This window comes from Rhizobium sp. P2_G2 (assembly GCF_056403555.1).
On sequence record NZ_JBFUFF010000092.1, the window covers coordinates 1 to 14054 of the forward strand.

Consider the following 14054-nt stretch of genomic DNA (forward strand, 5'->3'; position numbering starts at 1 on the left):
CTCGCCGAAACGATCAACGGCCTTTACAAGGCCGAGGTCATCCATCGGCGAGGACCATGGCGCAACTTCGAAGCCGTGGAGTTCGCCACGCTTGAATGGGTGGATTGGTTCAACAATCGACGACTTCTGGAGCCCATCGGCAATATTCCACCAGCTGAAGCCGAAGAACGATACTACGCCATGCTGGACGAACCAGCCGTGGCCGCATAACTTAAACCAAACGGTCTCCGGCAAAGCCGGGGCGGTTCACAGGGTCAGCGGAGCTTGCCATCGACAAGGCCTTCGCCGACAGCGCGTACTCYGCATGTTACTCCTTTTCCCAGCGTGGTTTGTTCAGCAGGATGAAGGCATCGGCCGTCGTGGGCGCATAACCCGTCATCCTGGCGACACCATCGGTTACGCGATCTTCGCCGCCCTGCTCGATCTTTGCGTCCATCGCGGCGAGCATCTGCGCATAAGTTTCGTCCAAGCCGCCTTGCCGGTATCGGTCCGCGAGTTGCTCAACGGTCAGGTTGACATGCTCTATCCTGCGCCCGAGCGCCGTGGAGAGCTTGGCGGCCATGTCTGCATATGACAGCGTTTCCTGCCCGGTCAGAATGAAGTCCGCGTTCCATGACCTTTCGGCAAGAAGCGCGCCGACGGCCGCGTCGGCTATATCGCTCGCGTCAATGAATCCGACCCTCCCGGCACCCGTCGCAGAGTATATCGCGTTGTTGTCCCGGATGGTCGCAAGGTGCTGCTGCTCAGAGAAGTTCTGCATGAACCAGGTAGGGCGCAAGACCGTCCATTCCGGGGCCTTCCGTTGCAGATAGGCGTGAATCTGTCCCATCATCGGCCCACCGGCTTCAAGCGACGACGCGCTCAAAAGCACGAAACGCTGAACGCCAGCAGAGCGCGCGATGTCGAGAATGGGCGGAACGATTGTCCCGTGGTCGCTGCTGTTCGTCGGCGCGACGATGTAAGCGGCTTCAACGGAGTCGAATGCGCGCTGGGCAAGCTCCGGCTGCTGCCAGTCGAAGGCAATGTCTGTTTCAGTAGTTGGCGTTCGCGTGCCGATCCGGTGCGCGACGCCACGTTCCTTGAGCCCTTTGGCAACGAGGCGTCCGGTCTTTCCCGTGCCGCCGATAACGAGAACCTTAGCCGACATGTTTTGTACCCTCAGCCTGGGCTTCACCTGCTGCATGCGCACCATCCAGAGCCGCCAGCACAATGAGCGGATTCCAGTAGTCGCGATAACGAGCGATCCGGCCGTCCTTCAGGTCAATTACGGAGACATAGTCCTGGTCATATCGAGCGCCAGTCTGATTGGCGTGCCCCTTGCAGCTGAACTCGATCACGGCTGCGTCGCGCTGGGCCGAAACAAGGACGCGGCCAAGCGTCATGGACTCAATCGTGATCAAACTTCCGACTGTCGGAAGATAGGCCTCGAGCGCCGCCTTGCCGTCGAGCCTCGCGGTCCCGCCATGCGGTGTGAAGGGGAATTCGAAGAGAATGTCGTCCGCACACATGTCGAGGAAGGTTTTGGCCTCAGGGGCGAGCAGGTCTCCCAGAGCTTGCCCCAACAGTGCCGAAAGACTGGGAAAGAGGTCGGTGTTTGTCGTCATGGTCTTTACTCCTTGCTTGTAGAACGATATCGTTCCGTCCATATAAGGAGATATCTGGATGGAACGCAATAGTATCGACGAAAAAAATAGAAGAAAGCCTACCGGGGCCGCCGTCATGCGATCCGAACTGACGGACGCGCTCTATCGCGCTTTCTTCGAAGAGTGGGCCGAACATGGATACACCGGATTGAGTTTGGAGCGTGTTGCGGCGCGGGCGGGTGCGGGAAAGGCCGCTATCTATCGTCGTTGGCCCTCGAAACTGGCTCTTGCCTCGGAGGCCGTCGAGCGGCTGGGCCTGGCCTTGACCGATGTTTCCGACCGGGGTGGGCTGGCGGAAGAACTGGAAGCCTATCTCCTGATGATGCGACGGGCGCTCAGGCATCGACTTATCAGGCGCATCCTTCCCGACATTTATGCCGAAGGAGCCCGCAGGAGCGAACTTGTCCCCCTGCTGGACAAGCTGGCAGGCGGACGACGCCGAGCCGGCATCGAAATGATCGAGCGTGCCGTCACACGGGGGGAGGTTCGCAAGGAGATCGATGCCGAACTGGCCTTGGACCTGGTCCCGTCAGCCCTCTACTGGGGAATGATCATTGTGCGGCGACGGATCACCAGAGAACAGATTGGAAGGCAGGTGGTAGCCCTTGTCGCAGGTTTGAAAGCGATATGAAGGCCAACGGCTGGCCATTCAGATTGAAGGCGGCCGCGCACCGGCTATGTGCCGAAGAATCTTGTGGAACGGCAGATGGCCGTGGGCACGCTCACACAGCTCCTCGAAAACTGGTGCCCAACAATCCAGCACGGACTTCACAAACGCGACAGCATCCTCCTGCAGCCCGAGATTTCCGGTAATCCAGGATTGAAAGCTTGGCATAATTCGAACGTGGAACACCGGGTTGGCCCATTGCGGACATGGGCAGTGACTGCACCGAGAATATCCCTCGGTGCAGTCGCTTGTCAGAAGGTGACAACCTCCACCGTCGTGAGCCAGTGCGAGCTACGACTTACTTCCGGCAACAGCACCGAACCGTAAACCGTCAATCAAGAGGCCGACCATGCTCGCCGTGTGCGCTACAGCGTCTTCACCGGAAGCTACAGTGAGGTTACCGATCGCACGGAGCAGATCGTAGGGCGCAATGTCGTTGCGAACATGTCCGGCTTCCGCCGCCGCGTTAAGCAGCGTTTTGAGAGCCGGTTCAAAACTCGACCTGAAATAGCCAGGCAGGGCATCGAAAGCCGGATCGCCTGAATGCAATGCGGCTGCGAGACCCCGTTTGGTGCTTATGAAATCCGTGTAGTGCTTCAGCCAGGCGATGAGTGCCTGGTCAGGGGAATGCGCGGACGCCAGCAAGGCAGCTTGCGCGGCACAGCTGTCAACTTCCCGGCGAAACACTGCTGCCACCAAGTCAGATCGATTTGGGAAACGTCGGTAAAGTGTGCCAACCCCAACGCCTGCTTTGGACGCGATCTCCCTGACTGGTGCATCGACTCCGGAGGTTTTGAATACCACCTTTGCAGCTTCCAGCACGGCATCCTCGTTGCGAAGGGCATCCGCGCGTATACGTCTGTGCTGCTGGCTGTTGTCAGCGTTCGCCGTCTCCACGTCTTCCCGCAGTTGTGCCTCCGTCATCGACTTTTTCACCAATGTCTTCGCCATGCACTTGTTAAGTGGATCAATGTTCCGTATATCATTTCATAATCGGAACGTTGATCCGCATATTTCCGGATCGCGGTTCCGATTATCATATATAGGCCGGCCGCTTCGGTCTCGCCACACGGAAACAGAGAGAAATTTATGAACAACCTGATCAACGAGGCCCGTCACATTCCCATCAATAACGCCGTTCCTACCGTCTCAGTGAGTCCTGTGACGCTGGCGGCCCCGGAACGCGGGCTGCCTCTCCAAATGCGTATCACCGCTCCGTTGTCGGGCAGCAACCTGCCCATCATTCTGCTATCACATGGACATGGGCCATCGCTCTATCTTCCATCGAAAGATGGCTACGGTCCTCTCGTCAATTTCTATGCAGAACACGGCTTCGTCGTTATTCAGCCCACGCATGCGAATTCAAAGGTAGCCGGACTTGGACCGGATGCACCGGGCGGGCCATTATTCTGGCGGTCGCGTGTCCAGGATATGAAACTTATCCTTGACCAGCTTGATGAGATCGAAGCTTCGGTTCCATTGATCGCAGGTCGCCTGGACCGGAGCCGGATCGCGGCGGTTGGACATTCTCTAGGAGGGCAAACGGTCGGCTTGCTCCTCGGTGCATTATTGACCGATACTAATGACGAGACGGCAACGAACGTAAGCATGATCGAGCCGCGTATCACAGCGGGTGTGCTATTGGCCGCACCCGGAAATGGCGGTGACAGTCTGAGCAAGTTTGCTGCCGATCACTATACGTCGATGAACCCCGACTACTCACACATGACGACAAGGACCCTGGTGGTCGTTGGTGATAGCGACGGTTCGCCGCATTTGACCGTACGCGGTGCCGAGTGGCACACCGACCCTTATTACCACGGTCCTGGCAGTGACGGCCTGCTTACCCTATTCGGCGCAAAACACGGACTGGGCGGGATCGCTGGTTATGACGCGAAAGAGACAGATGACGAGAACCCGGATCGACTGGCTGTGGTGCAGCGAATGACCTGGGCGTATTTGCATTCGGCGCTTTATGCAGAGGATTTTGCATGGTCGAATGCGTGCAAGGCACTCGAAATGTATGCAAGTTCGCAGGGTCGCGTCGAGGAAAAGTAACTATTTTACCCCGCGCCTTCGATCAGTCCAAAATGAAGGGAAGCAGGTAATCGGGCGGGACAGTTGCAGTCGGAGTGTGAATGCAAGACCAAGCGTGCACACGGCGTTGTCAGGTTGTCTGCAGCTTAATGGTTGACAGATTAATTGGGCTGCATTCGATCACAACTGTCGCTCCCACGATTGATCAAATCGGCATGCGGTAACCGTAGAATTCGTGGTCCTCATTGTAGCCGCCCTGCCTGGCGCCGAGGTCGGCAAAGTCATGAACGAACTCGATCGCCACGACCCATTTGACCATCTTGAAGCCGAGCTCGTTCTCGCAGCGTAGCCGCAGGGGCGCTCCATGCAGAATGCTGAGCGGCGCCCCATTCATCTCATAGGCGAGGATCGTCAGCTCATGCCGCATGTTCCCGATCTTATGAACGTCGTAGTATCGGCCGCCATCGGCGCCGTCAGCTAAGGAATAGAACACTGCGTAACGGGCATTCGGTGTCGGCTTCACCAGGTCGAGAATATCGCGCATGGGAACGCCACCCCATTCGGCGACGCCCGACCAGCCCTAAATGCAGAAATGCGTCGTGATTTGCTCCTGCTTTGCCATCGCCCTGAGGTCGGCCAACGAGAACTCCCGCGGCGCCCCAACAAGCCCGTCGACCCTTAGCTTGTAGCTCGCGAAGTTCTCGGCCACGAGATCGTCGAACTCTTTCGAGTTCGGCATGGTACCGTTCGGCCAGAAATAGGGTGAAATATCTTTCTTCGTGAGTTGGGAGCGTGGATCCCAGCCCTCGGTCAGCCCCATGAGCCAGCCGATCATGAAAGCGCCCGTACTCTGTACGAGACGTGCATGGCGGATGCTAAGAGGTGAGACAACAAGCCAGGCCGTTGTCATGATGGCCATCGCAAGTAGAAACAGGGGAAACCCCATCCAGGACGCATCATTGACGCCGCCGAACATATGATTGGTGTTCTGCCGAATACCGGTGACGAATACCATGGCGCCATGCGCCAGAATGAAGCCGACGAACCATGCGAACGAGATGAAGTGGATCGATCGCATCATCTGCCGGTTGAACAGCCGTCCGAACTAGCCCAACGCGTTGGAGATTGCCGGGCTCTGCATCAGCCCGGTGACGATCGAGGCGGGCGCCGCAACAAAAACGGTGATAAAATAGCTGAACTGCTGGAGGCCGTTATAGCGGGTCCAGCCTTCATCGACCGGAAAGTTTAGCGAGGCATATTGGATCGCCGTGGAGAGCGTCGCTGGGATGACCTCCCAGGTCAATGGCACGAGCCGGCGCCACTGGTCGGTTGAAAACAGCAGCGCATAAAACACGATGCCGTTGACCAGCCACAGCAGGTTGATCGAAAAGTGCCACCATCGTGACAAGCCGAGCGTATGGCGAAGGCCAGGAATGCCGAGCCAAGTCGGTAGTGTGACGGAATCATCCTTGGCGGTCCAAATCCGCCCCTTTGGCACCGGCACTTGGAAGCGGAACCAGTCGCTGCCCGGCGTGCAGTCACGACTCCAATAGAGTCGTGGGTGATCGGCCAGAATTTGCAGGCCGGCACGCATGATGAACATCATGAAGAACATGTTCAGGAAATGCTGGAGCTGCAGCCACCAGGGAAATCCCGAGTCGACCGACGGCGCCGATTGGGCGATGCCCGGATGGTTCTGAATGAAGACCGCGACGTTCGGAAGCTCGCGCAGGCTTTGCGCCAGCGCGATCAGGCAGAACAGCGCCGCCGCGCCAATCGGCAGTGCCCAGATCGTATTGAACCAATGGCTCCCGATCCGGATGCGCGGAAAAATCCCACGCTGCGGCGGCATCCAGTGGTCGAGATGGATGCGATTGTCCGCGTCGCTGAGACGGGCACGAAGAGGTTCGGGCGAGGAAGGCCGGAAAGGCGTGGGCATGGGGCGATCGTTTCTGTCATCGATCACGCCTGGCAGGAGTGTCAGTCGCGAAGCTTGGTGAGCGCCGAGCTTGTGTGGAAGGCGACATGTTCGGTCTTGCTGCTCTTAATCTCATATTGCGGCGCGTCGACTGTCGCATGGTGCGTGTAGCCGTTGACATCGAACTCGCGCGCGTGGACGCGAGTGATTGTACCGCTGACGCGCCCGGCCTCGGAATTCCAGCCTACGCGGTCGCCGACTTTGAATCGATTCGCCATAAGTAAATCTCGCCAGCGCTGTCACGACGCGGAACATGTTACAGGCCTACCTGCTCAGTACCAACGTCCCCGACCATACAAGCCGCCGCCGCCAATTAATATAACTATGAGCACGATTACGAGAATTGTGGTGATATCCATGGAAGTCTCCTGGGAGTGAGCACTATCTTTTGCGCGGCTGCTCCAACTCAGATCAACGGTCGGCGTCTACTTTCGTTCCAGTCAAAGGGACAATTGCTCCTACGGAAATGCGTCCGTGCAGACCCGCCGCTTGCCGGACACCATCCAATGAACATATAGAGAACAAATCAAGTGCAATTTCGGCCGCGTTTCCGGCTATGGCATGAGGCTGCGTGACTTAATTTCAAATCGTGACCTGACGCAGGGTCTCCGACCGCGCAAGGAAAGAACCATGATCGCAAGCTGATCGTCTGTGCTCATCTGGCCGTCGTCGATGGCGAGACCCTCAAATGCGACGGACAGTTGGTGCGGCGGCTGCGCGAGAGTACTCCGTTCGTCTCCGGCATAGATACGCCTTAGTTGAGGACGTGGAAGTGCCAAAAGGAACGCAAGCTTGCGCATCTGGCCAGCAGAAGGGAGAGCGCGACGGGCAGCAGCAGCGCCGACCCGAGCAGCAATGCGCCGAGCACGGCGAGGCCTGCGATCAGTCCCGAGCCGAACTGGACGAGAATGGCGGCTGATGCCAGGAGGTGAGCGGCCGCGACAGCCTGCATCCGCCTGGTCCTGCCCGAGGCCATCGCCCATGCGCGAGGCCGCGCCGGCGCAAGCAGTGGCAGTCTCAAGACCTGCCACAAACTTCGCCCAGCGGGGCCCAAAGCGCCGAGAACCGCAGTGCCGAGCCCAGCCGCCGACCATTCCGGCCTGAGCGTCAACGTGCCCGGCAGCGTCGCTCCGTAGAGGCCCTGGAGCGTGGCGACGCCGCCGGGTAGCAGGAGGGACGCATTAGATAGCCGAGCTCCACGCCGACCAGTCCTGCAAACACGGAGAGCACCAGCAGCTCGGCAATCGGCAGCCCCGTCAGCACCACCGCCGAAAGTCCGAGCGCGCGAAGCGTTCTGAATTTCGAGTAGCCTATTCCGGCGTGCGAACTGCCATCGATACCCGGAACGGCCGGCTTCGCCGCCTTGTGGAGAATTGATCGGTCGACCGGATGCTCTTTCAGAGCTGTTGACGGCAACACTTTTGACCGTTCATTCAACGCGATGGTTCCAAAACTGCGCTGCCAGGAGCATGATGCTTGAAAAGGAGATAGTCCATGGCCAAAGGATCGGACCTACTCGTCGGCGCACTTGAGAACGAAGGCGTCAAGTACGTCTTCGGAATTCCGGGCGAGGAAAATCTCGACTTCGTGGAATCACTTCGCGCATCCTCGATCAAGCTGGTGCTGACACGACATGAGCAGGCGGCCGCCTTCATGGCCGCGACCTACGGCAGGCTGACAGGCAAGCCGGGCGTATGCCTGGCGACCCTTGGTCCAGGTGCTCTCAACTTTACCACCGGAGCCGCCTATGCGCTTCTCGGCGCGATGCCGATGGTCATGATCACCGGCCAGAAGGGCATTCTTTCGTCGCGCCAGGCGCAGTTTCAGATCGTCGATATCGTCGCGACGATGAGACCACTTACCAAAGCTTCCCGTCAGATCGTCTCCGCATCAACCATCCCGACGGTCGTGCGTGAGGCGTTCAGACTTGCCCAGGAAGAAAGGCCCGGTCCCGTCCATCTCGAATTGCCCGAAGACATCGCTGCGGAGGATGGTGGTGATCCGAGCATGATTCCTCCACATGACCTCGAACTGCCGGTCGCCAGCGCCGCCGCGCTTGACCGGGCTGCCGCCATGCTGGCTGCCGCGGAACGACCGTTGGTAATGCTCGGCGCGGCAGCATCGAGGCCAAGATCGACCTCGGACCTTGCCGACTTTGTCGTGCGCGCAGGAATACCGTATTTCAACACGCAGATGGGCAAAGGCACGGTGCCGGGCGGCACTGAACTCTATCTCGGGACGGCAGCACTGACCGAAAAAGACTACGTCCACGAGGCGGTCGAAAGGGCCGATGTCATTTTGACAATAGGTCACGACACCGTGGAAAAGCCGCCCTTCATCATGGGATCCGGCGGTCCGAAAGTCATACATGTCGGCTATCAGCCGGCGCGCGTCGAAGAGGTCTACTTCCCGCAAATCGAAGTCGTCGGCGACATCGGCCCGTCGCTGAAGCTCCTCGGAGACCGTATCGACGGCAAGCTCAAGAATGCCCGGGCGCTTCTGTCCCTGCGAGAAAGAATCCTCGCCAGGATCGCTGACCGGGCGACCGAGGACCGGCCGACACCGCAGCGGCTCATTCATGACATCCGTGCAGTCATGCCCGACGATGGTATCGTCACGCTTGACAACGGAATGTACAAAATCTGGTTTGCGCGCAACTACCGTACGAGAATGGCTAACACCCTGCTGCTGGACAACGCATTGGCCACGATGGGCGCAGGCTTGCCGTCCGGCATGATGGCCTCCCTGCTTTACCCTGAGCGCCGCGTCATGGCTGTCTGCGGCGACGGTGGCTTCATGATGAACGCACAAGAACTGGAGACAGCAGTCAGGTTGAAGCTTAATCTCGTCGTACTGATCATCGAAGACAATGCCTACGGGATGATCCGTTGGAAGCAGGCTATCGACCACTTTCCCGACTTCGGCATGACATTCACCAATCCGGACTTCGTCGCCTTTGCCGAAGCACATGGAGCCAAGGGCACGCGCGTCAGCGATGTGAGGAATCAGAAGGCAGCGCTGGAGAACGCATTCGCCACTGGTGGAGTTCACGTTGTGGTCGTGCCCATCGACTATTCGGAAAACAAGCGCGTTCTGGTTGACGAACTAGCGGAACGCTTCGGGGATCACCAACCGGCGGCAACCTAGAAAGTCATCGGCGAGCGACCCGCACTATGAAAGGTTCCATGCATCAAGCTTCCGAGGCGAAAACTGCGTGGTGGTGCAGTCCTTTGGAATGTTGGCTCAAGGATCTCGAGAGGAAATCGAAATGGACGACAGGGCAGTGCGGGAAGCGCTGGAGCGGCATTGGACGGCCGCCGATGAAAGCAACTTCGATACCGAGCACAAAATCTACCACGAGGACGCCGTGCTCGATTATCCGCAGTCCGGCGAGCGCATCCGCGGTCGCAAGAATATTCAAGAGAGCCGACGCCTGCAACCAAACAAGAAGCGCTTTACGATTCGGCGGATCCTGGGCAGCGATGGTCTCTGGATAAGCGAATTCGTGCTGAGCTATGACGGCGTGCCCTCGTACGCGGTGAGCATCATGGAAGTCCGCAATGGACTGGTACTGCATGAGACGCAATATTTCGCCGACGCGTTCGAACCTTCGTCGACGCGTGCGCATCTGGTTGAACGCGGCGGTTAGATCACCGTGCGGCTGCCCGAGGTATCCAGACCGGAGCAGGCCCAACAGGTGACGCGCGATTGATCGACGTGGGAAAGATTGCCGTAACCGTTTGGCCGCATTGAAAACGAGAGCGTTCCTATCCAGGTCATCAGGCCAGACGTTTTGTTGTCCACCTCATCGTCGAGCGCGCAGTCAATCGTCTGATGACAGAGTAGCCGTGCAGCACCCCTCGACAAACGACATCCTCGACAAAGTCCAGCGCGCCACGATTTCCTACTTCTGGGAAGGCGGCCATGCAGCATGCGGGATGGCGTACGATCGTCGGCTCACGTATGGCCAACCGAGAAACGATCTCATCTCCATAAGCGGCTCGGGTTTTGCCCTCCTGGCGATAGTCGTCGGCACAAGCCGAGGATCTGGACGCCGTAATCCGCAGAAATTAACTCACCCGATTGCCCTGCGCATCGTGGAGGTAGCCCTCAAAATTGAGAAGGGAAAATTCGAAGCAAAACCCGGGAATGTGCGACTTTGGTAGAATAAGATGGAGATCTTCCTACTTGGAGCGACGTTCGCCACTTGACCGACAAACAATCGTTGGCAAAGCAAAACGTGACCAGCTCATAATGGCCCAAAATAATAGGAGGGAGTTTGAACCTTCGAACCTGCAATTCCTGCAACGAGCACCTGCAACCCATCATTCGACGAGAAATTTTTAGCGGTTGAAGGGAATCGAACCTGACGCCAATTTTGATCGACACCATCGAATTTTCAAGAATGCTCGGGTCTGGAGACTGAAGCGAAATTCCCGGGCGCTAATGCCACAATGCGGAAATTGGCACGGCGGATAGGCGTTCACCGAATGGAATCACCTTGTTATAGTCGTACAAGACAATGCCCGAAACAAAGCGCTCTCCAGATGCTTCGGCCAAAATTCGCAAACCCGAAAAATCGGAATTCGAGACGGATGCTGCCGCTTTTATCTCAATACCGACAATCCTCCCCCTTTGGTCTTCGATGACGATATCGACTTCGTTCTGTTGCTTGTCACGAAAGTGCGAAAACTCGAAGTGAGTTTGCCCCCCGCCCGCGAGTTTAAGGATCTCGCCAAAAACGAACGTCTCCAACAATGCCCCGAACTGACCCCTGTCGTCGCGCAGGCGGTCGAGAGAGAGGTCACGAAGGGATGCGAGAAGACCAGAATCGAGGAAATGTATTTTCGGTGTTTTGGTCAGGCGTTTCAGTTTGTTCGAAAACCAGGGTTGCACGGTTCGAGCGAGGAACAGGTTCTCGAAGATTCCGACATATTTTTGCGTTGTGATGTGGTTCATCCCGATAGCGGCGCCAATTCCGGAATAGTTCACGAGCTGTCCAGAATGCTCTGCCAGAATGCGTAGCAGGCGCGGCATTTGAGCAATCTGCTCGATTTGCGCGACATCGCGAACGTCGCGTTGAACGATCGCCTGGATATAATCCGCATACCAGTCCTGTCTGCGGCTCAAGGTTTTGCGGCCCAATGCCTCGGGATATCCACCGGCCAGAACCGCAGCCATCAGGTCGTCTCCGACGACGAGTTCTCCGGCCTTAGCTTCGTTTTGAAAGGCGTCGCGCAGGAAGCTGGCGCTGGCAGTTCTGATCTCGCTTTGCGCAAGCGGCAGCAATCGAACGACCTCTATGCGCCCTGCGAGCGAATCCGCCACGCGTGGCAGCGTCATGAGATTGGCTGAACCGGTCAGGAGGAAACGCCCTGGGCGCTGGTCGGTATCCACGCTTTCCTTGATGGCCAGCAACAGCTCGGGAGCGCGCTGAATTTCATCGACGATGGCGCGATCCATACCTCTTACAAAGCCAACTGGATCCTGTCGCGCTGCGTCCAGGGTCGTCGCATTATCCAGCGTGTAGTACTCCATCCCCTCGTTAGCCATCTTCTTGGCCAACGTCGTTTTTCCTGATTGTCGGGGACCTACGATCAGTACGACTCGGGTGTCTGACAAGGCGTCGACAACCCGTTGCTCAACGAGCCTTGGATACAGCGCCACAGCTTCATTCCTTTCGATGACTGTTTGAAACTATGGTGATGACCGATTGAAAGTCAAGGCATGACCATTTGAAATCTAAACGGCGGCTGATTGAAACGAGAAACCAAAAGTAGGTGACATGCCAGATTGCGGCATGAGGGAGGCGAGAGGCCACGCAGGCGCTGCAGAACCTTTGCTATTTGGTCACCGGAACTGACCTACTGATGCTCAACGGAGGGGTATCTGATCAGGAGCGAAGCGAAAGCATATTTCCATCACACCGCCAACCCGACCAGCTCTTAACAAACGGGAGGAATGCAGCAGTTGAAGAGACTTGAACCGTCGACCTTGCCCCATTTATTCATATAGCACTGATTTCGTTCACGTTGCGGGCATAGCTGTGGGTTCAAGGATCGAACGCAGCTGTGTCGCAGCGACTGCCCGCTTTCTTTCATCAGGCGGAATTCGACAATAAGACGCGCCGGTCGGGGTGCGCGCGCACTCCGCTGGAGTCCAATCAGGATCCAGCAGGGCTAGGCGCTGCATTCGAACAAGCTCAAGCATTCGCGCCGACGTGAGCGGCATTGGCAGAGACTCTGTCGGCACGAAACAGAGATAGACCAGAAGCGGGTTCCGGCGCTCGCGGGCACGACTTCAGGATTCAGCATCTACTTGACAGGAAAGAAAAGTGATTTAACCTAATCGTACCGACCTGAGAAGAACGTTGTTGTGGAGGCAGCGCAGGTCGGAAACGCTCTTTGAGCCCTGGGAGGTATTCCATGAAGAGAAATGTATTGGCGCTCACCCTTGTCGCCGGCTCTGCCTTTTGCTTGCCGCTTGGCGCCCACGCGCAGGAAACCATTACCGGCGATACCGTCGGCCCGGCGGATGCGCCCAACAAGCTGGTGTTCCGCATGACCACCGACGGGCCGCGCAACAATGAACCCGTCTATGCGGCGGGCTATGCCAAGCTCTTCAACGCCTTCATCGCCAATCATCCGGGATGGCAGATCGAACTGCAGATGATGTCGGGCGATATAGGCCAGGAACAGGCCCGCATGTTGGAACAGGCAAAGGCCGGCACCGCTCCGGATTGTGCGGCGGTCGATTCCTTCGTCCTGCCGTTGTTCAAGAAAGCGGGCGTGCTGCAATCCTTCTCGCCCTATTTTAAGAAGGAGGAGATCGACCAGCTTTTCCCGTTCATTCGCGACGGCATTACTGGCACGGACGGCCAGATCTATGCTTGGTGGTGGTCCACGGACCTTCGCGTCCTCTATCGCAATACCGAAATCGTTCCGGATGCGCCGCAGACCTGGGACGAACTCAAGAAGGCAGCGCTTGCCTCGACTAAAAAGGGCATGGAAGGCGTGCTTTTCAACGGCAGCCGCTATGAAGGAACGACTTTCGATTGGCTCGCCAATTTCTGGGCCCAGGGCGGCAAACTCGTAGATGACGCCGGCAAGCCCGTCTTCGGCGAGGGTGCCAACCGCGACAAATTCATCAAGGCGGTCAACTATTACCGCGATCTGGTCGAATCCGGCGCCGCACCCAAGCGCGTTGCGACCATCGGCAATTATGACGACTTCAACGCCGCCGCCACGGCCGGAACCACCGCGCTATTCGTCGGCGGCAACTGGCAATATGCGCAGCTCAAGAGCGCGCTGGAGCCGGCGGAATTTGCAAAGTGGGCCTTTTCGCCCCTCCCCGGCCCGACGAAAGACGAGCGTTCGACCGGCACCGGTGGCTGGACGGTCGCCTCGTTCAGCAAAGACCAGGCCAAGGTCAAGATGTGCGCCGATCTGACCCGTGAGATCTATATGGGTCCGGCAAACGAGCTGCAGGAGCAGCTTCCGACGCGGGCCGATTTCTATGAAAAATACAAGGTGTTCTCCACCGAGGCGAACAAAACCTTTGCGGCTGCGCTCAAGTTCGGCCAGGCTCGCCCCGGCGCACCCGTCTATCCTGAAATCTCCAACCAGATACAAATCATGATGGGCAAAGTGCTGACCGGCACCCAGCCGACCGACGCCGCCGTCGACGAGGCGTTCAAAGCCTCGCTCGACGCCTTCGGGCGGTCGTAACA

The 14054-nt window shown here is 57.8% G+C and carries 15 protein-coding genes and 1 pseudogene; 6 read left to right on the forward strand and 10 right to left on the reverse strand.

The features are described from left to right. On the forward strand, positions 1 to 210 hold a 210-nt coding region (locus AC1D06_RS34265; RefSeq protein ID WP_477990256.1), incomplete at its 5' end, for an IS3 family transposase. Between the two features lie 97 nt (positions 211 to 307). Here AC1D06_RS34265 and AC1D06_RS34270 read toward each other — a convergent pair. Continuing rightward, the gene (locus AC1D06_RS34270; RefSeq protein ID WP_477880751.1) at positions 308 to 1183 is read right to left on the reverse strand and encodes an NmrA family NAD(P)-binding protein; all 876 of its coding nucleotides are present in this window, start codon (positions 1181 to 1183) and stop codon (positions 308 to 310) included. Beyond that, a complete protein-coding gene (locus AC1D06_RS34275; RefSeq protein WP_477990257.1) occupies positions 1137 to 1604 on the reverse strand; it encodes a nuclear transport factor 2 family protein in 468 nt (155 codons plus the stop codon). Before AC1D06_RS34275 ends, AC1D06_RS34270 begins: the two co-directional genes overlap by 47 nt. Positions 1605 to 1719: 115 nt before the next feature. Here AC1D06_RS34275 and AC1D06_RS34280 point away from each other — a divergent pair, with 115 nt between their 5' ends. Next, positions 1720 to 2274, forward strand: a complete 555-nt coding sequence (locus AC1D06_RS34280) for a TetR-like C-terminal domain-containing protein (RefSeq protein WP_477880755.1) — start codon at positions 1720 to 1722, stop codon at positions 2272 to 2274. A gap of 327 nt (positions 2275 to 2601) precedes the next feature. Here the strand turns inward: AC1D06_RS34280 and AC1D06_RS34285 are convergent, their stop codons facing one another. Continuing rightward, the gene (locus tag AC1D06_RS34285; RefSeq protein ID WP_477990258.1) at positions 2602 to 3261 is read right to left on the reverse strand and encodes a TetR/AcrR family transcriptional regulator; all 660 of its coding nucleotides are present in this window, start codon (positions 3259 to 3261) and stop codon (positions 2602 to 2604) included. 138 nt (positions 3262 to 3399) lie between these two features. Between AC1D06_RS34285 and AC1D06_RS34290 the strand changes: the two genes are divergently transcribed. After that, on the forward strand, positions 3400 to 4368 hold the full coding sequence (locus AC1D06_RS34290) for an alpha/beta hydrolase family protein (protein WP_477880759.1): 969 nt from the start codon (positions 3400 to 3402) through the stop codon (positions 4366 to 4368). Between the two features lie 184 nt (positions 4369 to 4552). Here the strand turns inward: AC1D06_RS34290 and AC1D06_RS34295 are convergent. The 6 genes and pseudogenes from AC1D06_RS34295 to AC1D06_RS34320 form a co-directional block, all read right to left on the reverse strand. Continuing rightward, positions 4553 to 4909: pseudogene (locus tag AC1D06_RS34295) on the reverse strand (molybdopterin-dependent oxidoreductase); the annotation flags it as partial. 18 nt (positions 4910 to 4927) lie between these two features. After that, positions 4928 to 5428 (reverse strand): hypothetical protein, encoded by a 501-nt coding sequence (locus AC1D06_RS34300; RefSeq protein ID WP_477990259.1) that lies wholly within the window; start codon positions 5426 to 5428, stop codon positions 4928 to 4930. A gap of 24 nt (positions 5429 to 5452) precedes the next feature. Beyond that, entirely contained in the window at positions 5453 to 6286 is an 834-nt protein-coding gene (locus tag AC1D06_RS34305; RefSeq protein WP_477990260.1) for a hypothetical protein, read from the reverse strand. Between the two features lie 41 nt (positions 6287 to 6327). Beyond that, positions 6328 to 6543 (reverse strand): hypervirulence associated TUDOR domain-containing protein, encoded by a 216-nt coding sequence (locus AC1D06_RS34310; protein WP_477880763.1) that lies wholly within the window; start codon positions 6541 to 6543, stop codon positions 6328 to 6330. A 536-nt stretch (positions 6544 to 7079) separates the two neighbouring features. Then, positions 7080 to 7277 carry a hypothetical protein gene (locus tag AC1D06_RS34315; RefSeq protein WP_477880764.1) on the reverse strand — a complete coding sequence of 66 codons (198 nt, stop codon included), beginning with the start codon at positions 7275 to 7277 and terminating at the stop codon, positions 7080 to 7082. Between the two features lie 155 nt (positions 7278 to 7432). Then, entirely contained in the window at positions 7433 to 7762 is a 330-nt protein-coding gene (locus AC1D06_RS34320) for a hypothetical protein (RefSeq protein ID WP_477990261.1), read from the reverse strand. Positions 7763 to 7819: 57 nt separating this feature from the next. On the opposite strand from AC1D06_RS34320, the gene AC1D06_RS34325 reads away from it, so the two are divergent. Both AC1D06_RS34325 and AC1D06_RS34330 read left to right on the forward strand, forming a co-directional pair. Further along, positions 7820 to 9472 carry an acetolactate synthase large subunit gene (locus tag AC1D06_RS34325; RefSeq protein WP_477990262.1) on the forward strand — a complete coding sequence of 551 codons (1653 nt, stop codon included), beginning with the start codon at positions 7820 to 7822 and terminating at the stop codon, positions 9470 to 9472. 121 nt (positions 9473 to 9593) lie between these two features. Further along, positions 9594 to 9974 (forward strand): nuclear transport factor 2 family protein, encoded by a 381-nt coding sequence (locus AC1D06_RS34330; RefSeq protein WP_477990263.1) that lies wholly within the window; start codon positions 9594 to 9596, stop codon positions 9972 to 9974. A gap of 794 nt (positions 9975 to 10768) precedes the next feature. Here the strand turns inward: AC1D06_RS34330 and AC1D06_RS34335 are convergent. Then, positions 10769 to 11992, reverse strand: a complete 1224-nt coding sequence (locus tag AC1D06_RS34335) for an ATP-binding protein (protein ID WP_477990264.1) — start codon at positions 11990 to 11992, stop codon at positions 10769 to 10771. Positions 11993 to 12750: 758 nt separating this feature from the next. On the opposite strand from AC1D06_RS34335, the gene AC1D06_RS34340 reads away from it, so the two are divergent. Continuing rightward, the gene (locus AC1D06_RS34340; protein WP_477990265.1) at positions 12751 to 14052 is read left to right on the forward strand and encodes an extracellular solute-binding protein; all 1302 of its coding nucleotides are present in this window, start codon (positions 12751 to 12753) and stop codon (positions 14050 to 14052) included. Positions 14053 to 14054: the final 2 nt, after the last annotated feature.